This window comes from Nocardia sp. NPDC059228 (assembly GCF_042754245.1).
In the GTDB taxonomy this organism is placed as follows: Bacteria; Actinomycetota; Actinomycetes; order Mycobacteriales; family Mycobacteriaceae; genus Nocardia.
The window spans coordinates 14,386-37,962 of sequence record NZ_JBHZAL010000027.1 but is presented as its reverse complement, the minus strand read 5'-3'; the positions used below and the strand labels follow the sequence as shown (position 1 = coordinate 37,962).

Sequence of the window (23,577 nt, the reverse complement as noted above, 5' to 3'; positions counted from 1 at the left end):
CTCCCTCGGGCGTGGGTCGGGACCGGCAACCGTGTCGAGCCCGACTCTAGCGGCCCGGGGTCCGCGGGCCGGGACGATCGCACCGTCCGCGCGGGCCGATTCTCAACGGGCGCTGTCCTGTTCGGACCACTTGGCCATCCAGGCGGTGTTCTCGGTGGCGATGACGGATTCGCACGCGGCGACGAAGGCGGGCCAGTCGGTGATCACGCTCGTGGCGCGGTTGTCGGCGAGGCTCTGGAGGTGGTGGGCGGCGGCCAGGTAGGTCATGGCCAGGTAGTCGTAGCGCTGGGCGGTCACGTAGGCGGCGATATTGGCGGTGGCCGTGGTGAGGACCGCGACCCAGGGCGCCAGGGCGGTGGGGCCGGTGCCCGGGGTGATGGCGGCGGCGGCCGCGATCAGCGCGGTCGCCATGCCCAGGGCTATCGCGAACCGGCGCCAGCGCGCCGTGCGCTGCGTGTACCGGCGGGCCATCGGCCGGTAGTAGTCGTCGATTTGACCCCGAATCCGTTGCCGGACATATGTTTCCGGCGTCATGGCGGCGGGCGGCGGGATCCCCGGCGTCGGGTCGGAGTCGACGTAGGGCAGCAGATCCGTCGCGGCGGTGACGATTTCGGCGGCCTTGTGACGCAGGACGTCGATGCCGATCACGGCGCCGGCGCGGAATTCATAGATCAGCCGCTTGATGCCCTCCGAGGTCGCGCGCGCCCGCGTCCATGCCCGGACGGTATCGGGGGTGAGGAACTGGATGCCGACGAAGGCGGCGAGGGCCAGGCACACCGCGCCGAGGGCCGCGGCGCAGGTTCGTACCGGGCCGCCGGAATGCAGCACGGTCGCGGTGGTGGTCGTGCACAACGCTCCGAGGGTGCCGGCCGCGAACGCGGTGATCCGCGCCCGATCGAGGCGGTGCTTCAGCCGCCCGGCGGTCTGTGACCAGCGCAGTCGTTCGGACCACAGTTCGGCGACGACCTCGTCGTTCGTGCTCATGTGCCCGCGTCCGGTGCGACCGGCAGGTTCTGGCAGGCCTTGCGGTAGGGGATGCTCGGTGACACCCATTCGTTCCACTCCTTGTGGCTCATGTTCGCGCTGAGCTTGTCGCACAACCGGTCCGGCCAGACGGCGGGACCGGGCCAGAGACGGATGGGTGCGCGTCGGCCGTCTCCGAGGGGTGATCCGATGGTCGCGATCTGGCGGTCGTCGGGACTGACGGCCAACGCTCGGATGTCGTCTGCGGGGCCGACCATCGGTTTGCCGACGGGGAGGCCCGATTCCGTATCCCAGATCCGAACGGACTTACCGGCCCCTGCGATCAGGTATCGGCCATCAGCACTGAACGAGACCGCATGGATGTCATTCAGGGGAGCTCGCATCGAATCACTGATCAGCTTCCGGGAGTCGACATCGAACAGCCGGATGGAGTCGGCACTTGCCGAGGCGAATCGGCGGCCATCGGGACTGAACGCGAGGAAGGTCGAGATGTCGGTGTCGGAGAGCGGCTCACCGACCTGACGATGGGAGTCCGCATCCCAGACTTCGAGTTTGGCGAAGCGACCGTTGGTGACAATGCGTCGGCCGTCCGGGCTGAACGCTACCGCGGTGACGACCGAATGTTCGTCGATCGGGGCGCCGATGCGGTGCCCGGAGCTCGAATCCCACAGGATCACGCTGTGGTCGATGCCGAGCGTGGGCGACGCCGGGTCGTAGACCCGGAAACCGTCGGTCAGAAAGTTCTTCGGTGTCACTCCGCCGACCGTGGCCAGGCTCGTTCCGTCCGGGCTCAGCACCGAGGTGACCACCGCCGGTTGTGCCTCGATATCCCAGGCGGCCGCGGGTGCACCGTCTTTCGTGTCGAACGTCGCGACCCGGAAGGAGATGGTCGAATCGTCGATGGATGTGGCGATTCGATCGGCCGGCATCTTGTAACCCGTCTCGAGGGCGATAATGCGCGAGCCATCGGGACTGAACATGGCATTGGCCGGTATCCACGGGTCCGTCCGGATGCTGGAGACGACGGTTCCGGTCGCGGCATCCCAGATCCGAATGACGCCGGGCGCACTCGTCGTGGGATCCTTCCGGGCGCCGGCGGACACCAGACGGGTACCGTCCGCGCTGTAGTGGACCGACAGGATCGAGGTGTCGTCCGCGGCGATCACCGTGCCTGAACCGGCGGCGTCGGCGTTCCATACCCGCACGGTGTCATCGCCGCCCGAGAGGACTTCGCGTCCGCCAGGATTGAATCCAACTCCTTTGACGGCGCTGTGATGCCCGATCAGCGGGTTGCCGATGGGCTGCCGGGATACCACATCCCAGAGCCGGATCGTGCCGTCCGAGCTGCCGGACACAACGCGCCCGTCCGCGCTGAATGCGACGGCGCTGACGGTACTGTCGTGTCCGCTGAGAGCAGACCCTGCCGGCTGCAGGGTTGTCGCGTCCCAGAAGTGCACAAGCTTGTCGTAGCCGCCGGACACGACCATGCCTCCGCCCGGAGCGACCGCGACGGCGAATGCCGTGTTGTGTACCTGGTCCGGGGTCTCCGCGATCGCCACGCCGGATTCGGTGTCCCAGAGTCGCAATCCGGAATCCGCGGTGGCGACGAGGCGGTTTCCATCGGGCAGGAAGGCGAGCTGGAAAGCTATGTCGGCGTTCCACTGGCGAAGCTGTTGTCCGGCAACGACATCCCATATCTGGATCGCGCCGGGGAACATGCCTGCGGCCAGGCGTCGCCCATCCGCGCTGAACGCCACCGACAAGACGGCCCCGTGTCCGGTGTTGAAGGGGCCGGCGACGTGCGCACCGCTCTGCGCATCCCACACCTGTACCGTTCCGTCATTGTCCGCAGAGGCGAGCCGGGTGCCGTCCGAGCTGTATGCGAGACCATTGACGGCACTCTTGTTGTGAGCGGTGAACGGTGCCCCCGTGGCCTGTCCGGTGACGCCCTCTCTCAGCTGTATGGTTCCCGCGCTCGCGGCCGCCGCATGGCGTCCGTCGGGGCTGACGGCGAAGGCTGTGACGTCATCATGTGTGGGCGTATCGAATATCTTCACCTCGTCGGGCGTGACCGACAGCGCGTCGAGGACCGCGCCGTCGTCGGGCCGCGAGCCGATCTGGCGCGCCGCGAGGATCTGCTGGATGGCTCGCGTGTCGCCGCCGGGCCGGGCCCCGGCGAGCATGGCCTGCCCCTCGGAGACCAGGCGCAGTGCGGTCGCTTCGTGGAGCCGCTGATCGGCCTCGTGCTGCGCCAATGTCGCTCGGACGGTGAAGAATCCGGCGACCAGGGCCGCGATGACGGTGAGCGCCAGCACCGCCCGCAGGATGTGTGACCGGCGGCGTAGTCCGGCGGCGTAGTCGCGCGCGTCGTTCAGTTCCTTGTCGTGGCGGCGCTGTTCGGCTGCGGTCTCGGCATCCTGTCGCTGCCGGGAGGCGGTGAGGAACTCACGCGCGGAGGCCAGTCGATCGGCGAAATTCGGTGTCGCGGCGACCTTTTCGGCCTCGTGAAGGCGGGCGCCCGCCATCAGCCAGGCGTCGTCGCGTCCACTGTTCTCCCATTCGGCGGCGGCGCGGTCGAGGCCGTCGGCGGTGCGCAGATCGGTGGCCTCCTCGCGCAGCCATTGGGCGAGCGCGGGCCATTCGCTGAGCAGGCTTTCCAGCGCCACCTCGACGGTGGTCTCGCCGCCGCGTTCGTCCTGGACCACCAGCCGGTGGTCGACGAACGCGGCGATGAGCGGGCGGCTGGTGGCGGGCAGGTCGCTCAGGCGGGCGATGCGGCGCAGCGGCTGGTCGTGGTCCGGGGCGATGGTGGCCAGCCAGGGCACGAAGGCGGCGCGCAACTCGGCCAGTTGCCGCGGCCGCATCGAGTCGTCCTGGGTGAGAATCGAATCGATCTCCGACTCGACCACGTGCGCCATCCCGCCCATCGCCTGGTAGTCGGCGACGGTCAGTTCTCCGGCGGCGGCGTAGTCGAGGTACAGCCGCCACAGTGTCAGGGACAGCAGCGGCAGGGGGTTCGCGCTGTCCGCGCAGTCGGCGAGCAGCCGTTCCACGAGATCCTCGCGCACCACGAGCGGATTGCCGGCCGCGGTCGCGCGCTCCGCCGGGCCCTGGACGACCTCGGCGAACCGCGCGGGCTGCAGGGGACGCAACTCGTCGAACACCATGCTCTTCACGGCCGCCAGCGCGGGCGAGGTCTGCAGCGGTTCGTAGCGGTCGGCCCGAATGGTCAGTGCGGCAATGAGATCCAGGCCGTCGGCGACGAGCCGGGCGAGAATCGACTGGAACAACCCGGCCTCGGGTCCGGCCTCGCCGCCGAACAGTTCCTCGGCCTGATCCACCGGGAGCACGAGGGTCGGCGGCTTGGAGTCGCTCGAATCGGGCACGGCGTCCGTCGCGGCCGCCTGTGCCTCCCGCAGCCAGGTGGTGACCTGCCTCGGATCGGACCCGCACGCTGCCTTGATCGCACCGAGGGTGGGTTGGGTGAGCCCCAGCCGTTGCCGCACCTCGAACAGTGCTGCGGCCAGGCCGATCGGGCCCGTCACCGCGGCGCGTTCGGGCCGGACGATGTCGAGCACCAGAAAATGCCGGCTGTCCCGGCGTAGCCGGGGGAGTAGTCCGGCCCGCAGGAACGACGACTTGCCGGCGCCCGACGGGCCGAGGATGACGAACAGGTTCTCGACGCGGGCGGCCCGCATGCCGCGCAGCATGTCCAGGCCGCGCACGATCTGGGCGTCCCGGCCTAAGTACACGGCCGCGTCGATCGCTTCGAACGGCTCCCATCCGCGATAGGGCGCGCGCCCGGGATCATTCGGTGGCGGCCACTCGAAGTATTCGGCTCCGATACCCGCTTCGCGCAATCCGCGGCGCAGCCGCCGCAGGCCCTCGCTCGCGAATTCGACGGGCGGACCCCCGGGCACCGGGATCGCTGTCATGGGGCCGGGGCCGAACAGATCGCTCTGCTGCCACTCCCGGGTGGATTCGCGGCTCGCGAACGGTTCCAGACGCACGGCGAAAATTCGCTTGTTGAGGTTCTCCGCGGTCCGGACCTCGGTGCGGCATTCCGCCGACGAATCCCATGTTTCCGAGATCAGGCAGATCACGGCCTCGCACCGGGAAGTGGCCCGGACCAGGGCATCCTTCCAGCGGACCCCGGGCGCGATACCCGTGTCGGGATCCAGGTCGAGGAAGATCTCGTCGACCAGAGCCGGGTCCTGCTCGACGAGCCAGGCCTTCAGCGCGATAGCCTGCCGGTTGTCCGGGCTGGAATGGCTGAGGAAAATGCGCGCCATTGCCCGAGTGTTGCCAACTCCGGTGGCCGCGTTCTGAGTACCGCATTACTCGAATTACTCGGGGAATGGAAGCAACCTCCCGGTAATCGCGGTTCCGGGAGGATCAGACCGACGGCGCGGACCGGTAGGGGGCGACGGCGACCTGGCGGACGACGCGCACCACGGGGACGGTGAGGATGCCGGCCAGGCGGGTGTAGGGCCAGACCGCGATGATCAGCACCACGATGAGTCCGCGCGCCTGGTACAGGATCGGGGCGTGGTCCATGACCGCCGGTTCCGGATGCAGGGCGATCAGCGAGCGCGCCCAGGTGAAAAGCGTTTCGGCGGTGCGGTATCGGCCGTCGGTGGACCCGCCGTCGAAGGTCACCAGCACGGCCGATATGAGGGCCGCCGCCAGCAGCGGCAGCGTGATGCGGTCCACCGGGGTCACCCGCTGCCGGACATCGGCGTCGATCAGCGGCGGTATCAGGATGAGCGCCACCCCCGCGATGGTCACCGGCACGGCCACGATCTGAATGGCCGCCAGCACCAGCTGGATACCGTGGCCGGGTCGCGAATGCGGCCCCGACGCAAGCATTTCCACCACCCGCACCAGGAACACGATCGGGAAGCCAGCGCGCACCGCCGCGATCCCGGCCCGCTGCGCTCGATCGATGTGCGGCCCATACAGATACCCGCGGAACCCATCGCGCCGATACCGCCAGACATGCCCGACCGCGCACGACAGCATGGCGGCGTAAGGCAGCGCCACCCACAACGCGATCATCATGCCCTCACCTCACGGAGATCGGTATCCGCACTACTCGCCGAGCAACTTTCGCACGCCCGACGCCTGCAGAGAAGTGTCGAATCGTGCCATCCCGGCGGACCGCCTCGGCCCCCACTACTGCCAGAGATGAGACATCATGTGCGGGTACCGAACCGGTCGATGGTCGGTGAAGGTGAAATCCCGGACGTGGCTGAAATCCGACCACAGCAGTCGGCCACCCTCGAGGCGCACGGGAATTCGCACCCGATTCCGTACCTGCCGCAGTTCCTCCGGATTCCGGCGAGACAAGTGAGGGCGGTGTGCCGCATTTGCCGGGACAGCCGCGGGGGTGTGGCGCATGATGGCGGCATGGCTTCAGACGCGGCCCGGCGTGCCGTACTCGGAATGGTGTGTGACAGCTTCGCGCCGGGGGACGGGGGTGATCTGCCGGCGGCCTCCGAGCTGGGGGTGGTCGACACCGTCACCGAACTACTCGGGCGCAATCCTCGGGACGCGGAACGGCGGCAGTTCGAACTGCTGATGCGCGTATGGGATTCACGGCTGTTCGGGTTGCTCAACGGCGCGGGCTGGCGGAAGTTCTCGCGGCTGAGCGCCGAAGAACGGGAACGCTGGTTGCTGGGGATGGCCAATTCGCGGCTCGAACAGAAGCGAGCGCTGTTCCAGGCATTGAAGGGGGCGGCGGTCACCTCCTATTACTTGACGCCCGGACCCACCGGGATCAATCCGGTGTGGGATCGGATCGGTATTCCGCCCGCCTTCGGACCCGTCGAGGGCGCGCAGCGCGGGCTCAGCCCGCAGCGTCCGGATGCCGACACCACCGTCGGGTGCGATGTGGTGGTGATCGGGTCGGGTGCGGGCGGTGGCACGGCCGCGGCGGTGCTGGCCCGGGCCGGGCTCGACGTGGTGGTGCTGGAACGCGGTGAGTACTACGACGATCCGGATTTCGGCATCGGCGAGAAGGAAGGCTTGCTGAAGCTGTACGCCCCGGGCCCGGCCGCCACCGCCGAAGGTCAGCTCGGGCTGGTAGCCGGGACCGCGTTGGGCGGCGGCACGGTGGTCAACTGGACCACCTCCTTCCGCACCCCGGACGATGTCCGCGCGGAATGGGCCCGGCTGGGCGCACGGCAGTTCGCCGAGCAAGAGTACACCGACGCCCTCGAGGCCGTGGTGTCGCGTCTCGGGGTGAACCTCGATCACTCATCCGCCTCGCACCGCGACGAGATTCTCGAGCGCGGCCTGCGCAAGCTGGACTGGCACGTCGAGCCGCTGCCCCGCAATGTCACCCACTGCGATGCCGGAACCGAATGCGGGCGTTGCGGTTTCGGCTGCCGGATCGGCGCGAAGCAGTCGGTCGTCAAGACCTGGCTGGCGGACGCGGCCGCGGCGGGCGCGCGCCTGTTCGTGGGCACCGATGTGCGGCGCATCGTGGTCGCCAATGGCAGCGCCACCGGCGTGGAAGCCGTGACGGCCGAGGGTCGTTCGGTCTGGGTGCGGGCCCGTGCGGTGGTGGTCGCCGCCGGGGCCATCCAGACTCCCGCCCTGCTGCGCCGTTCCGGCCTGGGCAACCGCAGTATCGGCGACTTCCTCCGATTGCACCCGGCCACAGCGGTTTTCGGGATCTTCGCCGAGGATATCCGTCCCTGGGAGGGCGGCATGCAGACCCGGTACTCCAAGCAGGACCGTGACCTCGACGGGAACGGCTACGGCGTCATCTATGAGACCGGACCCATGACCCCGGGCATGTCGGTCGGCTTCCAGGCCTGGACCGGCGCGGTCACCCATCGCGACCGCATGCTGAAGCTCGCCAATACCGTCGCCGTCGGCGTGATCACCCGCGACCGCGACCACGGCACGGTCGAGACCGACCGCCGGGGTGAGGCGGTGGTGCGCTACCGCATCTCCGCCCGCGACGCCGCCCACATGCACACCGGAATCGTCAATGCCGCACGCATTCTGGAGGCGGCCGGGGCGGAGCGGATCTTCTCCGGCCATCAGGCCGGCGTCGGCTACGAGCCCGGCGCGAGCGGTTCGCACGAGGAGTTCGCCGCGCAGGCCGCCGCGGCCGGGTACGCGCCGGGCCGGTGCTCGATGGGCGCGCTGCACATCATGGGCTCGGCCCGCATGGGCGGCTCACCCGCGGATTCGGCCACCAATCCCGACGGTGTCACCTGGGACGTCCCGAATATCGTGGTGGCCGACGGCTCCTGCTTCCCGACCGCCTCCGGCGTGAACCCGATGGTCAGCATCGAGGCCATCGCCCACATGAACGCCACCAGGCTCGCCGCGCGCCTGACCTGATGTCGTCCCGACGTGGCGAGATTTCCCGATCTGCCTGCGCGGCAGGCTATTCCAGCGCCGCGCCGAAGGCGCCGACGATCACCCGATGGATCTGGCCGACGGCCCGGTCGATCGGGCCTGTCGGCTGGAACAGATGGCTCAGGGCGAGCCGGACCAAGACCTCCGACATCGAGGTCAGCTCGGCATCGCTCATATCGTCGAGCCCGTACTGGGTGCGCAGCGCGCCCGAGACCGCGGTGATCGCGCGGCCCAGGACCGGCTCGGTCTCGGTCATCAGCACCGGCAGCAGGGCGGTATCGGTCTCCGACCGTCCGGCCAGTACCGCCTTGAGCAGGGTGTTGTCGGCGCCCGTCCGCAGCGTGTAGTCCACCGCCTGCGTCATGCCGGCCGCGACGTCCGCGGGATGCGCGGCCAGGCTCTCGGCGATGCCGACCAGGAAGACGTCGACCTCCTGCTGGATCACCACTTCGGCCAGCTCGTGCTTGTTGGCGAATTCCTTGTAGAGCACCGGCCGGCTCACACCGACCTCCTTGGCCAGCCGCGACATGTTCACCGCGCCCCAGCCCTCGGTGATGACTATCCGCCGGCCCGCGTCGATGATCCGCTCACGCAGCAACTGCCGCATCTCTGTCTGGAAGTTCGGCGCTTCAACCACGTCCTGATGGTACATGAGCTCAACTTTCGTCCCGTCGTTGACAGATTGGATCACAGTGTATCTAATGAATACAGATCTTCGGAAAGTGTAAACGCAAGGAGTACGGCAATGACGACGTCTCGTTCTCGAGTTGAGCGCGGCCGGGAGCCGGAGGCTTCGGCCCGCCCGCAGTGGCGTGACCGCAAGCGGTATCTGTGGTTGTTCGGTCTCGTACCCCCGACCGCCCTGTTCATGGCGATGGTGCTGGTGTGGGCGTTCAACGAGCTCGGCTGGTCGGTCGTCGCCCCGGTCTGGTGGTGGATCGGTCCGCTGCTGGTCTACGGGCTGCTGCCGGTGCTGGACCGCTTCTTCGGCCCGGACGGCCAGAACCCGCCCGACGAGGTGATGGAGTACCTGGAGAACGACAAGTACTACCGGTACTGCGTCTACACCTACATTCCCTTCCAGCTGCTGAGCCTGGCCGTCGCCTGCTACCTGTGGACCGCGAGCGACCTGTCCTGGCTGGGCATCGACGGCGGCCTCGGCGGGGTCTCCAAGATCGGCCTGGCGCTGAGCATGGGTGTCATGGGCGGCGTCGGCATCAACACCGCGCACGAACTCGGCCACAAGAAGGACGAATTGGAGCGCTGGCTGTCGAAGATCACGCTCGCCCAGACCTTCTACGGCCACTTCTACATCGAGCACAACCGCGGCCATCACGTGCGGGTCGCCACGCCCGAGGATCCGGCCAGCGCCCGCTTCGCCGAGACCTTCTGGTCCTTCCTGCCGCGCAGCGTATGGGGCAGCCTGCGCTCGTCGTGGGAGTTGGAGGCCAAGCGACTGGAGCGACTGGGTAAGCGTCCGTGGACGATTCGCAACGACGTGCTCAATGCCTGGCTGATGTCGGTGGTGCTGTGGGGCGTGCTGGCCGCGGTCTTCGGCCCGGCGGTGCTGCCCTGGCTGGTGATCCAGGCGATCTACGGTTTCACCCTGCTCGAGACCGTCAACTACCTCGAGCACTACGGCCTCATGCGGCAGAAGACCGCCAGCGGCCGCTACGAGCGGTGCACCCCGGAGCACAGCTGGAACTCCGACCACATCGTCACGAATATCTTCCTGTACCACCTGCAGCGGCACAGCGATCATCACGCGAACCCCACCCGCCGCTACCAGACGCTGCGCAGTATGGACGGGGCGCCGAACCTGCCCAGTGGCTACGCCAGCATGATCTCGCTGGCTTACTTCCCGCCACTGTGGCGGCGGGTGATGGATCACCGGGTGCTCGAGCACTATTCGGGCGACATCACCAAGGTGAACATCCAGCCCCGCAAGCGTGCGCGCGTGCTGGCGAAGTACGGGGTGGCGTGATGTCGTCCTACCGTTGCCCGGTCTGCGATTACGTCTACGACGAGGCGAAAGGCGCGCCGCGGGAAGGCTTCCCGGCCGGCACACCCTGGTCCGCGGTTCCCGACGACTGGTGCTGCCCCGACTGCGGGGTGCGCGAAAAGATCGATTTCGAACCCACTTCCACCTCGACAGGACACCACTCATGAGCGACTACAGACTCTTCCGCTGCCTGCAGTGCGGCTTCGAATACGACGAGGCCCTGGGCTGGCCCGAGGACGGCATCGCCGCCGGCACCCGCTGGGACGACATCCCCGACGACTGGTCCTGCCCGGATTGCGGCGCTGCCAAGAGCGATTTCGAGATGGTCGAGGTCAGCCGCGCGTGAGCGGCCGCATCGTCATCGTGGGCGCGGGCGTCGCGGGTGCCACCGCCGCCCGCACCCTGCGCACCGAGGGGTACACCGGTGAGATCGTGCTGCTCGGCGCGGAACCCGGCCACCCGTACCGCCGTCCCATGGTGTCGAAGGAACTCCTCGCCGGAACCGTCGAGGACCGCCGGACCCTGTTGCAGCCCATGGACTTCTGGCACACCCACCGGATCGACCTGCGCCCCGGCACCACGGTCGAATCCGTCGACCCGGGCCCGGCGCTGGTGTGGCTGGCCGACGGCACGGCGATCGGCTACGACACCCTCCTCCTGGCCACCGGAGCCCGGCCGCGCGCATTGTCGATGGCCGCCACGCCGGTCCGCCCCGATCTCGACCGCAGGGGTGTCGAGATCGGGGGACGGCGTCCCGACACGGGCGAGCGGATCCACACGCTGCGCGGCCGGGCGGATGCGGAGGTCTTGCGGGAGGCGATCGCACAGGGCGGATCGCTGCTGATCGTCGGGGCCGGGCTGATCGGCTGCGAGGTCGCGGCAACCGCACGGGGGCTCGGTGCGGAGGTCACGGTGCTGGACGCGGCGGCCGTGCCGCTGGAGCGCGTCGCGCCACGGGCGATCGGCGATTATCTCCGGAAGTTGCACGCGGACAACGGGGTTGCGATCCACACCGACGTCCGGCTGACGCATCTCGCCCAGGACGGTGCGGAGGTGGTCGCCGTGGCCGCCGATGACAGCACCTGGACGGCGGCCGCGATGCTGGTCGCGATCGGATCTGTCCCGGACACTCGGCTCGCCGAAGCCGCCGGACTGGCGGTGGATGACGGGATTCGGGTGGACGAGCACTATCGGACATCCGCGCCCGGGGTCTATGCGGCCGGTGACGCGGTGGCCCGATTCGATCCCGTGTCGGGCGGGTATCGACGCGAGGAGCATTGGAACAGCGCCCAGTCCCAGGGCGCGGCGGCGGCCCGATCGATGCTGGGATTGCCCGCCGCGGCTGCTGAGGTCCCCTGGGGCTGGTCGATGCAATATGGCCGGAACGTGCAGTTCGCGGGTGTGATCCACGCTGGTGACGAGCTGGTGGTGCGAGGCCGGGTCGAGGCGGGGGACGCGACGGTGCTCGCTCTGCGCGAGGGCCGCGCGGCCGGTGCGGTCGCCATTGCCCGGCCGGCGGAGTTCCGGGCGGCAAAGGACCTGATCGGGCGGGGCGCGGTGCTGGATCCCGGTGCCTGCGTGGACGAAACCCGGCCGCTGGCCGAGGCGGTCGCACTGTCCGGACAGTCATGAGGGCATGCGCCCGCAGTTGAGCTAACCGCCCGCAAAATCCGAAATGCCGCTGGACCGGTCGAATGGTTCAGCGGCATTTCGCATTTGCCGACTCATTGCTGAAACCTGCTGGTAGGACATGCTATTCGCGCGGCGCGCGTATCTTTCCCTGGCCGGCAGCCACCTGTCAAGCCCGCGAGTATTTCCGTGAAGACTGACACGTCAGTCCGAAATCTGTATTACTGTCTCGGTCAGTTCGAACCGGTCGGCAGAGGGACCGGTCGGCATCGACCAACAGTGGGGCTGTGGGGTGGTGAACATTGGTCGACAAGGCTGTTCGGGGGCCGGAACCGTTGGTGCGGCAGGCAATCGAATTCGTTCTCTCGGGGCTGCGGACATTCGGACGCACCATTCAGCTGGCGATCGCGGCGTTCCGGTTCGTGGTCGTCGATATCGTCACACTGCGCCATCCGTGGCGTGACACGCTACAGCAGGGCTGGTTCATCGTCAGCGTGACGGCGATTCCCGCTGTGCTGGTGTCGGTTCCGTTCGGCGTCATCGTGGCGGTGCAGGTGGGGAGCCTGACCCAGCAGGTGGGCGCGAGCTCGGTGTCCGGCGCGGCCGGCGGCCTGGGCGTGATCCGGCAGGGCGCGCCCATGGTGACCGCGCTGCTGCTGGGCGGCGCGGCCGGGTCGGCCATCGCCTCGGACCTGGGCGCGCGCACGATTCGCGACGAAGTGGATGCCTTGCGCGTCATGGGAATCGATCCGGTCCGCCGGCTGGTCGCGCCGCGGCTGGCCGCCATGATCGCGCTCACGCCGCTGCTGTGCATGCTGATCATCTTCATGGGCGTGTTCACCGGCTATGTGATCGCCGTCGGTCTCCAGGGCGTGACGCCCGGCTCCTACCTGTCCGCGTTCGCGGCCTTCGCCAAGCTGACCGACCTGTGGGTGGCCATCGCGAAGTCGATCGTCTTCGGGGTGATCGTGCTGGTGGTGTCCTGTCAGCGCGGACTCGAGGCCACGGCCGGCCCGCGCGGGGTGGCCAATGCCGTGAACGCCGCGGTGGTGATCGGCGTGATCGCCGCCTTCGGCGTGAATCTGGTGATCACCCAGCTGGTTTCGATGTTCATCCCGACGCAGGTGGGCTGATGACACAGGTACCAGCCAGATACGCGCCGCTCGGGACGGTGGGCCGGGTCATCGGCGCGAGCGCGCAGGCGCCCCTGTCCGTCATCGAATCCCTGGGCCACCAGGCGACTTTCGTCTACGAGGTGCTCGCCGCCATCCCGCACACACTGCGGATCTACCGGCGCCAGACCATGCTCATCCTGTCCGACATCACCTGGGGCTCCGGTGCGATCATCGTCGGCGGCGGCACCGTCGCGGTGCTGGCATTCCTGGGCATCGCGGTCGGCGGCTCCATCGGGGTGGAGGGTTTCACCGCGCTGAACATGGTCGGCATGGGCCCGCTCACCGGGTTCGTCTCCGCCTACGCCAATACCCGCGAGATGGCGCCCATGGTGGCGGCCATCGGCTTTGCGGCCCAGGCGGGTTGCCGCATGACGGCCGAGATCGGGGCCATGCGCATCTCCGAGGAGATCGACGCGCTGGAGGCCATCGGCATCCGGCCCATGCCCTTCGTGGTGACCACCCGCGTGATCGCGGGAGCGATCACCATCGTGCCGCTGCACCTGCTCACGCTGATCCTGTCGTACCTCTCGTGCGCGACCGTGGTGAACGTGCTGCACGGGCAGTCCTCGGGTACCTACTACCACTATTTCGACGCCTTCCTGCAGCCCGGCGATGTGCTGGCCTCGCTGGTCAAGGCGACGATCTTCGTGGTCGTCATCATTCTCATCCACGGCTACCAGGGCTTCTACGCCTCGGGCGGCCCGGAGGGCGTGGGCCGGGCCTCGGGCCGGGCCATTCGCGCCAGCCTGGTACTGGTGGTCATCCTGGACATGATCCTCACGATCGTGATCTGGGGCCTGGATGTCGGCATCCGGATCTCGGGGTGAAACATGGCCGTGTTCAAGGACTATTCCGGCCGTAGCGCCGGTCCCTGGATGTTGCGGGCGCGCGGCCTGGTGGTCGCCATCGTGCTCGTCACTGTGACGATTGTCGTGAGTTCCTATGCGCGGGGCGGCTTCTCGGACCGGTTCGAGGTCACCGTCGATGCCGCGACGCTGGGTGAGGGCTTGGCGCCGGGCGCGGAGGTGAAGTTCCGCGGCTATGCCATCGGCACCGTCGAGAAGGTCGAGACCGTCGGCTACGGGCATCAGCGCATCGATCTCGCGATCGAGCGCCGCCAGGCCGAGGCCCTCACCGACGACGTCAGCGCCCGCTTCACCTCGTCGAACGTATTCGGTTCCAGCGCCATCGAATTGGTGCCGGGCACCGACGGCAGGAAGCTGCGCGAGCATGCGGTGCTGCAGATCGGGGCGAACGCCACCAATGCCACCGTGGCCGGGGTCTTCCGGCGCGCCGCGCGCCTGACCCAGGTGCTGGATTCGGCCGCGGTGCACCGGCTGTTCGATCTGCTGCTCGACAATGCCCCGAGCATGGGCCCGGTACTGCAGTCGTTCTTCGCGACCGCGAAGCTGCTGGCCGACGGTCAGCAGAACACCCTGGCCCACTACCTGCGCATCGGCGGGGACATGACCGGGGCGTTCCGGGACCTGACCCCCTCGGCCGGGCACGCCATCCTGGCCGTGCTCGAGCAGAGTGCCTACTTCGGCGATCCGGAGAACCAGGCGCGCACCAACAAGTCCACCAATGGCGTGAACGACGCGGTACTGGTGGGGCTTTCGAATCTGCTGCAGCAGAACAACCCGGATCTGCAGAAGATCCTGGACAGCATTCTGGACCTGGCGGTGCCGATCAGTGTGTCGGTGGGGTCGGTGGCCCCGGCCTACAACCGCGTGCCGAATCTGCTGCAGGCCATGGACGGCGCCCTCCCGGTGGTGGACGGCCGGGTCCGGCTGCAGCTCGAGCTGATCGCGAAAACCATGCCGTACCTGGCCGATTCGCTGGCGGGAGGGGTGAAATGAGCGAGATCACCAAAGCTGCCCTCAAGCTGACCGTCTTCCTGGTGGTCGTGGCCGCCTGCACCACCTTCATCGTGACGGCGCTGCGCACCCCGATTCCCGGTGACAAGGTCACCTACGATGCCGTGTTCACCGATGTCTCCGGGCTTTTCGCCGGCGACGCGGTGCGCATGTCCGGCGTCGCCGTCGGCAAGGTGGAGTCGGTGTCGCTGGACGGCACTCGGGCGCGGGTGCATTTCACGGTCGATCGGACGCGGCCGGTGTACGACAACACCAAGGCCGCGGTGCGCTACCAGAACCTGATCGGACAGCGGTACGTCGAGTTGCTCACCGAGGGGCCGGGTGGAGCGAAACTAGCTACCGGAGCGACGATTCCGGTTGATCGGACGATCCCGAGCTTCGATGTGTCCAAGCTGTTCAACGGCTTCGAGCCGATGTTCGACACCTTGGATCCGGCGCAACTGAACCAGTTCGGCACCAACCTGCTGCGGGTCATCCAGGGCGACGGCTCGGGTATCGGGCCGGTGCTGGCGGATCTGGACACACTGACCAAGCACGCCCGCAACAGCGAGGCCGTGATCGTGTTGCTCATCCGGAACCTGGGGATGGTCGCCGATTCCCTCGGCGGCAAATCCGAGGCGGTGGGCGATCTGGTGCGGCAGCTCTCGGGCATCCTGCACCAGTTCACGGCCAAGACCCGGACCATGCTGAACGCGGTCGACACCGCGAAAGGCGTGCTGGGGCCGATGGTTCCGATCCTGGAGGAGGGCCGCGACGCCTACGACACCGGTTACGGACCGGTCGACGGACTGTTGCGGCGGCTGGTGCCGCAGACCGATCAGCTCACCCAGATCCTCGCCCTCACGCCGCAATTGGTGACCGGGCTGAACCAATCGGTGCCGGGTCAGGGCTACCAGCCGCGCATCACGTGCTCGCACGGTGAGGCGGCGCTCCCGGCCGTTGTCGGCGTCATCCTGTCCAACCAGAAACTGGTGGTGTGCAACTGATGAGAGCACTGATCGCCTATGCCGGCGAGCTGATTCGGGACGTGCTCACCGGGCGCGGGGACCAGAACACCCAATTGCGCTGGGGCATGGCCGGTGTCGTGGTGTGCGTGATCGCGCTGGCCATCGCCGGGGCGCTGTATGTGATCCCGTTCGGGCAGCGCACCTACGTGGCCGACTTCAAGATCTCCGGTGGTGCGCGCTCGGGGGACGAGGTGCGGGTGGCCGGCATCAATGTCGGCAAGATCCGCGCGGTGGACCTGGTCGGCGACCACGTCGAGGTCAGCTTCACGGTGAATCACGGTGTGCGCGTGGGGGATCGGTCCGCGGTCGAAGTCAAGATGCTGACCCCGATCGGCGGCCACTACCTGGCGCTGTCCCCGGCCGGGGACAAGGAGCTCGCCGCGAAGCACATTCCGCCGGAGCGCACCGCCACCCCGTTCGAGCTGAGCGACATTCTCGACAAGGGCACGCCGATCTTCGGCAAGGTCGACGCCGCCACCATGCGCGGCACCATCGGGCAGCTGAATTCGGCGCTGGCGCAACAGCCCGACGCGCTGCGCGGGGTCATCGGCAATGCCGATGAGCTGACCGGGCTGCTCGCCGAGCGCACCGACCAGCTCAACAGCGCGCTCGATGTGTCCGACGAGTACATCGCCGCCATTGCCGACGACAAGGCGCTGCTCGCGGATTTCGTGAAACAACTGGGCGCCGTGGCCGACCAGCTGGGCAATCGCAAGGACGACATCGTGAGCATGTTCAACCTGCTCAAAAGGCTGCTGGTCATCCTGCACCGGCCGATCATGGCCTACGGCGACAGCATCGAGCCGTCGGTGACGCAATTCGAGCAGCTGGTCTCCAAGGTGACCGCGGACCCGGATCGGATCGACACCGTCATCAACGGGATGCGCGATGTCATCAACCGGCTCAACGGAATGCTGGGCACCCAGCTGAAAGTGGAGCAGCCGGCCGCCGGAGTCCAGCTGTGCATTCCCTACGAAGGCAAGGCGTGCTGAATGAAATGGGGCAGAGCAGCATTCGCCGCCGGAGTCGCCGTCGCGGTGGTGGCCGCCGGGGTGACCGGGGTGTCGTGGGCGAATTCGAAACGCGATCCGAAACAGAGCGTGTGCGCGGAATTCACCGATACCGTCGGTCTGTACCAGGGCAATAGCGTGACCATGCTCGGTGTCGAGGTCGGCACCGTCGCCAAGATCGAGGCCATGGGCGACCGCATGCGGGTCACCATGAGCGTCGCGGATTCGGTGAAACTCCCGGCCGATATTCAGGCCGTCACCATGTCGAGTTCCATTGTGACGGACCGGCATGTGGAACTCACCAAGCCGTATACCGGCGGCACCCGATTCGACACCTCACAATGCATTCCGTTGGAGCGGACCAGGACGCCGATCGGCATCAGCGAGGCGCTCGACGCCATGGGAAAGCTCGCCGGTGACCTGACCGGGGGCGGCGGTACCGGCGGCAAACCCGACACATTGCTCGACGACACCCTCACCGCGGCGAACAATGCCATCAACGGCACCGGGCAGCAGTGGAATCAATTGCTGCAGCGGCTGTCCGCGGTGATCGGCGATCCGACCCAGAAGGATGCCGTCTTCCGGCGGCTGGTCGACAATCTGGACCAGCTCACCACCATGTTCGTGACCAACTGGCCGGATATGGCGGAGGTGCTGAACAATCTGCGCGCCGGGCTCCAGCTGATCGGGCAGTTCTCGGCCGAATTCTCCGGCGCGGTGGATATCGCGGTGGAGTTCCTCCCGGTGATCGCCCGCAATGTGGGCAAATACGATCAGCAGATCTACGGCCTGCTGGATGCGGTACTGCCGCAGGCGCACACCTTCGTCCAGCAGCACGAGGGTGATATCAATTCGCTGCTGGCCGCTCTGCCGCCGCTGGCCGCGCAACTCCCGCAGGTGGGTGTGAAATGAGGCGCGCACCGGTCCTGAGACGCACCGCGATCCGGCTGGCGCCGCTCATCACGGCGGCCACGCTGGTGCTGACCGGCTGCGGGGTGAAGGCCACCGACATCCCGATTCCGGGGACCTATCCCTCCGGCGACACCTACACCGTGCGAATCGAATTCGGCTCGGTGCTGAACCTGCCGGACCGGGCCAAGGTGATCGCCGACGGCGTCGAGGTCGGCATGCTCGATCACATCGATCTGATCGGCACCACCGCGGTGGCGACGGTGAAACTGCACACCGACGCCAAACTGCCGAAGAACACGACCGCAGAATTGCGGCAGTCCACGATTCTGGGCGATATCCACATCGCGCTGGAAGCGCCCCAGCACGCGGACGCCTCGTTCCTCGCCAACGGTGATGTGATTCCGATGTCGCAGACCATTCCCGCCACGAATGTGGAGGACATTCTGCGGGCACTGTCCAACATCATCACCGGTGGACGCTGGTCCGATATCCAGAAGCTGGTCACCGATGTGAACGCGGCGTTCCCGTCGGATCCGGCCGAGCTGGACCGGATCAATGCGGCGGGCCGCGCGGCGTTGCACGACATGGCCTCGCACACCGACGATCTGAATCGCATCCTCACCTCGGCCCAGCAGATCACCGCCAAGCTGGATTCCGGCCGCGGGGCGGTGGATCAGATCCTCACGCTCGGGCCCGACCGGGCCGCCGGATTGTCGGGTGTGCTGCTGGCGGTGGTCAACCTGATCATCAGCGGCGGCCCGCTGGCCAAGAACGCCGGCGATCTGCTGCTGCCGCACGTCGGCGACTTCCGCTCGATCGTGTCGATCCTCGCGCCGACCGCGGTCACGGCCGGATACGCCGACCTGACCCTGGCGGCCGATCTCGACGCCTTCCACACCCTGCTGAAGGAGAAGATCATTCCCTTCCTCAGCGCCCCGGACGTGAAGGTGCAGCGGGTGTCCGCCGATGTGCAGGCCGACCAGCTGATCACCACACTGCGCTCGATCGGGATGGTGCCCTAGATGAAACTCTCACTCTCCGGGCCGGTTTCGCTGGTCATGCTGCTGGTGCTCACCCTGGTCTGTGGCAGCTACATGGCGGCCGGCGTGCTGAATCTGGACCCGCGCCGCCAGCACAACACCGTCACCGTGCTGCTGGACAGTTCCGGTGGCCTGATGAAGACCTCCGAGGTGACGCTGCGCGGCCTGCCCATCGGCAAGGTCCGCGATATCGGTGCCACCGGCCGCGGATTGGCCGTGACCCTCGAATACGACTCGAAATACCGGATTCCCGTGGACAGCGTGGTGCAGATCGCCAATCTGTCGGCGGCGGGCGAGCAATTCCTCGACTTCCGGCCGAGCGGCACCCAGGGGCCGTTCCTGCACGACGGCAGCGTAGTGCCGAACCGGCAGGTCAAGATCGCGACCACGGTCGGTGACGCGCTCGCCGAGCTGGACGCGCTGACCGCGCAACTGGATCCGGCCAAGCTGCAGAACCTGGCCACCACGGTCGCCGCCGGATTCGAGGGCCGCGACGCCGATGTCGCCAACCTGACCAGGGCGCTGGTCGGCACCGCGAACCTGTTGCGGGACAAGCGCGATGCCATCGCGCGGTTGTACGCGAACGTGCAGAACCTCGGCGACAAGTTCGACGGGCGCGCCCCCACCCTGAGCGCGGCCGCCGGGGACATCGACACCGCGCTGCCGGAGCTGCTGCACATCATCGCCGCGTTCCAGAACTACTCCTACATCGGCGAAAAGATCTACGACGATCCGATCGGGCCGCTGTTCACCAAGATCAATGACTATCTGCAGCTGATCGGGCCCGACCTGGGCCATATCGCCACCGTCCTGAAACCCGCGACCAGCGCGATCAAACCGCTGCGCGTCGACGCCGGCTCGATCGTGGACCTGCTGTCCACGGTGTTCCCCGGCGACGGCGCCGCCCATGTGGCCATCGACATTCCTCGCTAGAGAGAAGGCAATTCGTGAGTGAGAACGAGAACACCGCGCACAACGACGAGACCGAGCAGACCAGCGCGACCGAGCAGACGGGAGCCATCGAGCCGACCGGCGCAGCCGAGCCGACCGGCGCGGCGGAACCGATCTCGATTTCGGTCCCGGCACCCTCGAAAGCCGTGCCCGCCAAGAGTTTCGGCGAACGCGCCCACCCGGCCGTGACCGTCGTCGCCGCCGTGCTCGCGGTGGCGGCCGTGGTCCTCGGCGTGCTCTGGCACAACTCCTCCGGCGACTACCACGCGCTGCGGAACGGCCAGGCCGACCGCGACCGCGCCGCCCAGGTGGCCAAGGACTACACCCTGCGCTCGCTCACCTACGACTACCGCAACCTGCCCGCCTTCTTCGACGGCGTGCAGCGCGGCACCTCGGATGCGTTGCGGGACAGGTACACCCAGGTGCACGACACCCTGGCCAAGATCATGACCGACGCCCAGGTGGTGGCGACCGGCGACGTGGTCGGCAGCTCGGTGGAGGCCAAGGGCAACGACCAGTTCACCGTCACCGTCTACGCCACCCAGAAGACCCAGAACGTGCAGCAGACCGACCCGGCGACCGTGCCGAACCTGCTGGTGCTGACCGTGGCCAAGAGCGGCGGCGACTGGCTGGTCACCGATTACGGCCCCAAGGATCTCGGCCAGAAGGGCGGGGCCGCGAAATAACCTCGCGACGCATCGGGCGGCCGCCGCAGCCCGAACTCCCGTCGCGGCGCCGCCGGCAGATCATCGAGGCCGCCTTCGAGGTCTTCACCGCCAACGGCTACGAGGCCACCGCCATCTCCGAGGTGGCCGCCCGGGCCGGGATCGGACAGGGCACCGTCTACCGCTACTTCGGCAGCAAGCGCGAAATCCTCGACCACGTCATCGATCTCGGCATCGAGAAGGTGACCGATGCCATGGAACTCGACACCGTCCTCGGCGCCGCGGGCGAGGTCGGCGAGCTGGTCGCGGCGGTGCGAGCGGCCCTCGACCGGCTCTGGGACCTGCTCGAGCGGGAGCCGCAGGTGCTGCGGCTGCTGGTGGTCGAGGCCGGGGCCATCGATCCGGAGCTGGCGCACCGGCTGCTCGGGCTGGAGGCGCTGACCGCCTCGCTCATCGCGGGGGAACTCACACGCGGCAGGGAGGAAGGGTGGATTCGTCCCGATATCGACCCGGATGTGCTGGGGCACACCATCCTCACCATGGTCGGGCCATGGGTCATGCGGGAACTGCTGGGCGCGGGCAATCCGGGCATCCGGGAGCGCAGCATGATCGCGGTGATCGGCGTCCTCGACAAGACCCTGCGCCCCCGGAGCGCTCCGCCGTGACAGCCGGCCGGGCAGAGCGCGGCCGCCACCCGCGCGCCGCGCAGCGCCGGGCCGAATTGGTCGGCGCCGCCTACGAATTGGTGGTCACGCGCGGCTTCCGCGGCATCGGCGTGGACGACATCGCCGCGGCCGCCGGGGTCAGCCACGGCACCTTCTACAACTACTTCGCCAACAAACGCGACATTCTCGACGCCGTCATCGACCACTGCTTCACCCTCATCCGCACCCGTCTGCTGGGGCCCGAGGGGGACGACATCCCCGCCACCCTCGACGCCTTCTGCGCGCGCTACGCCCGCGTGGTCGACCGCTGCTACGACCTGGTCGAGACCGAACGCGGGCTGGTGAATTTCTTTCTGCTGGAGGCCTCTTCGATCGACGATCGAGTCCTGGACCGCTGCCTGCGCCATGCCCGCGCCTATGGGGCGCAATCGGTGGAGGTGGTGCGGCGCGGGATCGCCCGCGGGTACCTGGATCCGTCGCTCGATCCGGAGATCGCGGGGGAGGTCCTGCTCTCGATCCTGGTCTCGGCGCTGCTGTCGGCCCTACGTGCCGGATCCGACGGGCTCACCCAGGACCGTGTCCGCAACCAACTGGTCTCCTTCCTCCGGATCGCACTCGCCGGCGACCCGGAATGACCTCACTCGCGCGGCTGCCCAGGGCCGTCCGGGGACGGTGCTATGTTCGCCGGGTGGGGAGGAGATCAACGGTGGGCGTCGAGGTGACCGGGCTGTTCCACGATCCGGAGCGGGTGGCGTGAAGGCCCGGCTCGAGCGGGCGGCCGGCGAGCGGGCGGCGCGCATCGCCGAGCGGATCGCACCGTATCTGCCCGCGGCCGGGCCGGTGCTCGATGTCGGCTCCGGGACCGGCCACAATGCGGACCTGCTGCGCAAGATCACCGGGCTCGACGTGATCGAAACCGATGTCGTGGACATGCATGTCGTGGGGCACGGGCCGGTGCTGTGCGCGGACGGCGTGCTGCCGTTTCCCAGTGACGCCTTCGAGACAGCGCTGGTCCTGCACGTCCTGCAGTTCCCCGCCGATCCCGCGGCCGTGCTCGGTGAGACGGCCCGGGTGGCGTCGCGCGTGATCGTGCTCCAGTCCACCTCCGACGGCCGGCTGGGCCGCGCGTCGCTGGTGGTGCGCGGATTCTTCTTCGGCCGCTTGGCCTTTCAACTCTCCCGGTTGGTCGGCTGCGTGGATTCCGGCATGGCGGCCGGTATCGCGCTCCAGGTACGGCGCGTGCTGTCCCGCGACGATGTCCGAGCCGCGGCGCGGGAGGCGGGATTACGGGAGATCGCCTTCGATCCGGATCGCTGGCCGGCGCCCTTCGGCGGGCGCGACCTGTTCGTCTTCGACCGGGCGCGATGAGGCTGCCGGTCCTCGCTGCCGGCTGAGCTACCGCTGCCGACTGAGCTACTTTGGAGGCCGCTCGAGCGGGTGGCGGTTTCGCGGCTGCCCGGGGATGGAACGGAGACGGTATGGCGGGCAATGGTGCGGGGCGGTTCGAGGGCCGGGTCGCGGTGGTGACCGGGGCATCTTCCGGGTTGGGGCGGGCCGTGGCGCAGTCGCTGCGTGACGGCGGGGCCCGGGTGTTCGGGGTGGGGCGCGACGCGGCACGGTTGCAGGCGGCCCTCGAAGGGGACGAAACAGGCTGGCTGGCAGCGGATCTCACTGATCCGGGCGCGTCCGCGGAGGTGGTGCGGGCGTGTACGGAGCGGTTCGGCGGGATCGACATTCTGGTCAATGCGGCAGGGGCGCACACCATGCGGCACACCGCCGAGGTCAGTGACCAGGAGTGGCAGTACGACCTGGCCGTCAACCTCAGCGCGCCGTTCTTCCTCTCCCGCGCCGCGCTCCCGCACCTGCTCGAGCGCGGCGGCTGCATCGTCAATGTCGCCTCGATCGCCGGCCTCGAGGGCCAGGCCTACTCGGCCGGCTACTGCGCCGCCAAACACGGCCTCATCGGGCTCACCCGGGCCATGGCCCTCGAATTCGACAGCAGCGCAATCCGGATCAACGCCGTCTGCCCGGGCGGCATGACCACGCCCCTCCTGGAGAACTTCACCTTCCCCACGGACCCCGACTACACCCTCATCATGAAAACCGCGTCCGCCCGCGGCCTCATGGACCCGGCCCAGGTGTCCAACGTCATCACCTTCCTCTGCTCCGAGGAAGCCTCCGCGGTCCACGGCGCCATCTACACCGTCGACAACGGCAAGATGTCCCTCTGACCCCACTCCGCGACCGCGGAATCAGCCGCCGCAAGCCGTCCGGCAGGGAAAC

General features: G+C 68.1%; 22 protein-coding genes. 18 read left to right on the top strand and 4 right to left on the bottom strand.

Annotated features, from left to right (window positions below):
- Positions 1 to 102: 102 nt before the first annotated feature.
- From ACFXKA_RS31390 to ACFXKA_RS31380, 3 genes are all read right to left on the bottom strand, one after another.
- On the bottom strand, positions 103 to 984 hold the full coding sequence (locus ACFXKA_RS31390; RefSeq protein WP_379430058.1) for a DUF4231 domain-containing protein: 882 nt from the start codon (positions 982 to 984) through the stop codon (positions 103 to 105).
- Positions 981 to 5,276 (bottom strand): TIR domain-containing protein, encoded by a 4,296-nt coding sequence (locus ACFXKA_RS31385; protein ID WP_379430057.1) that lies wholly within the window; start codon positions 5,274 to 5,276, stop codon positions 981 to 983. The genes ACFXKA_RS31390 and ACFXKA_RS31385 overlap by 4 nt, the downstream gene beginning before the upstream one ends.
- 103 nt (positions 5,277 to 5,379) lie before the next feature.
- Positions 5,380 to 6,045, bottom strand: a complete 666-nt coding sequence (locus tag ACFXKA_RS31380) for a respiratory nitrate reductase subunit gamma (RefSeq protein WP_379430056.1) — start codon at positions 6,043 to 6,045, stop codon at positions 5,380 to 5,382.
- A gap of 348 nt (positions 6,046 to 6,393) precedes the next feature.
- Between ACFXKA_RS31380 and ACFXKA_RS31375 the strand changes: the two genes are divergently transcribed.
- Positions 6,394 to 8,343, top strand: a complete 1,950-nt coding sequence (locus tag ACFXKA_RS31375; RefSeq protein ID WP_379430055.1) for a GMC family oxidoreductase — start codon at positions 6,394 to 6,396, stop codon at positions 8,341 to 8,343.
- Positions 8,344 to 8,389: 46 nt separating this feature from the next.
- On the opposite strand, the gene ACFXKA_RS31370 is transcribed toward ACFXKA_RS31375, so the two are convergent.
- Positions 8,390 to 8,998: a TetR family transcriptional regulator gene (locus tag ACFXKA_RS31370; RefSeq protein ID WP_354849888.1), complete on the bottom strand. Its 609-nt coding sequence runs from the start codon at positions 8,996 to 8,998 to the stop codon at positions 8,390 to 8,392.
- Positions 8,999 to 9,106: 108 nt separating this feature from the next.
- On the opposite strand from ACFXKA_RS31370, the gene ACFXKA_RS31365 reads away from it, so the two are divergent.
- The 17 genes from ACFXKA_RS31365 (at position 9,107) to ACFXKA_RS31285 (ending at position 23,525) form a co-directional block, all read left to right on the top strand.
- Positions 9,107 to 10,345 carry an alkane 1-monooxygenase gene (locus tag ACFXKA_RS31365; protein ID WP_379430054.1) on the top strand — a complete coding sequence of 413 codons (1,239 nt, stop codon included), beginning with the start codon at positions 9,107 to 9,109 and terminating at the stop codon, positions 10,343 to 10,345.
- Positions 10,345 to 10,530, top strand: coding sequence for a rubredoxin (locus ACFXKA_RS31360; RefSeq protein ID WP_379430053.1), 186 nt, complete (start codon positions 10,345 to 10,347; stop codon positions 10,528 to 10,530). Before ACFXKA_RS31365 ends, ACFXKA_RS31360 begins: the two co-directional genes overlap by 1 nt.
- Entirely contained in the window at positions 10,527 to 10,709 is a 183-nt protein-coding gene (locus ACFXKA_RS31355) for a rubredoxin (RefSeq protein WP_379430052.1), read from the top strand. Before ACFXKA_RS31360 ends, ACFXKA_RS31355 begins: the two co-directional genes overlap by 4 nt.
- The gene (locus tag ACFXKA_RS31350) at positions 10,706 to 11,995 is read left to right on the top strand and encodes an NAD(P)/FAD-dependent oxidoreductase (RefSeq protein WP_379430051.1); all 1,290 of its coding nucleotides are present in this window, start codon (positions 10,706 to 10,708) and stop codon (positions 11,993 to 11,995) included. The genes ACFXKA_RS31355 and ACFXKA_RS31350 overlap by 4 nt, the downstream gene beginning before the upstream one ends.
- Before the next feature lie 299 nt (positions 11,996 to 12,294).
- Positions 12,295 to 13,125: an MlaE family ABC transporter permease gene (locus ACFXKA_RS31345; RefSeq protein ID WP_379430050.1), complete on the top strand. Its 831-nt coding sequence runs from the start codon at positions 12,295 to 12,297 to the stop codon at positions 13,123 to 13,125.
- Entirely contained in the window at positions 13,125 to 13,994 is an 870-nt protein-coding gene (locus ACFXKA_RS31340) for an MlaE family ABC transporter permease (RefSeq protein WP_379430049.1), read from the top strand. Before ACFXKA_RS31345 ends, ACFXKA_RS31340 begins: the two co-directional genes overlap by 1 nt.
- A gap of 3 nt (positions 13,995 to 13,997) precedes the next feature.
- Entirely contained in the window at positions 13,998 to 15,026 is a 1,029-nt protein-coding gene (locus ACFXKA_RS31335; RefSeq protein WP_379430048.1) for an MlaD family protein, read from the top strand.
- Complete coding sequence (locus ACFXKA_RS31330) at positions 15,023 to 16,030, top strand: MCE family protein (protein WP_379430047.1); 1,008 nt, start codon at positions 15,023 to 15,025, stop codon at positions 16,028 to 16,030. Before ACFXKA_RS31335 ends, ACFXKA_RS31330 begins: the two co-directional genes overlap by 4 nt.
- Complete coding sequence (locus ACFXKA_RS31325) at positions 16,030 to 17,043, top strand: MlaD family protein (protein WP_379430046.1); 1,014 nt, start codon at positions 16,030 to 16,032, stop codon at positions 17,041 to 17,043. The genes ACFXKA_RS31330 and ACFXKA_RS31325 overlap by 1 nt, the downstream gene beginning before the upstream one ends.
- Positions 17,044 to 17,973, top strand: coding sequence for an MCE family protein (locus tag ACFXKA_RS31320; protein ID WP_379430045.1), 930 nt, complete (start codon positions 17,044 to 17,046; stop codon positions 17,971 to 17,973). It begins immediately after the preceding gene.
- A complete protein-coding gene (locus ACFXKA_RS31315) occupies positions 17,970 to 18,995 on the top strand; it encodes an MlaD family protein (RefSeq protein WP_379430044.1) in 1,026 nt (341 codons plus the stop codon). Before ACFXKA_RS31320 ends, ACFXKA_RS31315 begins: the two co-directional genes overlap by 4 nt.
- Complete coding sequence (locus ACFXKA_RS31310) at positions 18,996 to 19,946, top strand: MlaD family protein (protein WP_379430043.1); 951 nt, start codon at positions 18,996 to 18,998, stop codon at positions 19,944 to 19,946.
- Positions 19,947 to 19,960: 14 nt separating this feature from the next.
- Positions 19,961 to 20,650 carry a hypothetical protein gene (locus tag ACFXKA_RS31305; RefSeq protein ID WP_379430042.1) on the top strand — a complete coding sequence of 230 codons (690 nt, stop codon included), beginning with the start codon at positions 19,961 to 19,963 and terminating at the stop codon, positions 20,648 to 20,650.
- Positions 20,590 to 21,294 carry a TetR/AcrR family transcriptional regulator gene (locus ACFXKA_RS31300; protein WP_379430113.1) on the top strand — a complete coding sequence of 235 codons (705 nt, stop codon included), beginning with the start codon at positions 20,590 to 20,592 and terminating at the stop codon, positions 21,292 to 21,294. The genes ACFXKA_RS31305 and ACFXKA_RS31300 overlap by 61 nt, the downstream gene beginning before the upstream one ends.
- Positions 21,291 to 21,929, top strand: coding sequence for a TetR/AcrR family transcriptional regulator (locus ACFXKA_RS31295; protein WP_379430041.1), 639 nt, complete (start codon positions 21,291 to 21,293; stop codon positions 21,927 to 21,929). Before ACFXKA_RS31300 ends, ACFXKA_RS31295 begins: the two co-directional genes overlap by 4 nt.
- A 118-nt stretch (positions 21,930 to 22,047) precedes the next feature.
- Positions 22,048 to 22,662, top strand: coding sequence for a methyltransferase domain-containing protein (locus ACFXKA_RS31290; RefSeq protein ID WP_379430040.1), 615 nt, complete (start codon positions 22,048 to 22,050; stop codon positions 22,660 to 22,662).
- A 110-nt stretch (positions 22,663 to 22,772) separates the two neighbouring features.
- Positions 22,773 to 23,525 (top strand): SDR family NAD(P)-dependent oxidoreductase, encoded by a 753-nt coding sequence (locus ACFXKA_RS31285; protein WP_379430039.1) that lies wholly within the window; start codon positions 22,773 to 22,775, stop codon positions 23,523 to 23,525.
- Positions 23,526 to 23,577: the final 52 nt, after the last annotated feature.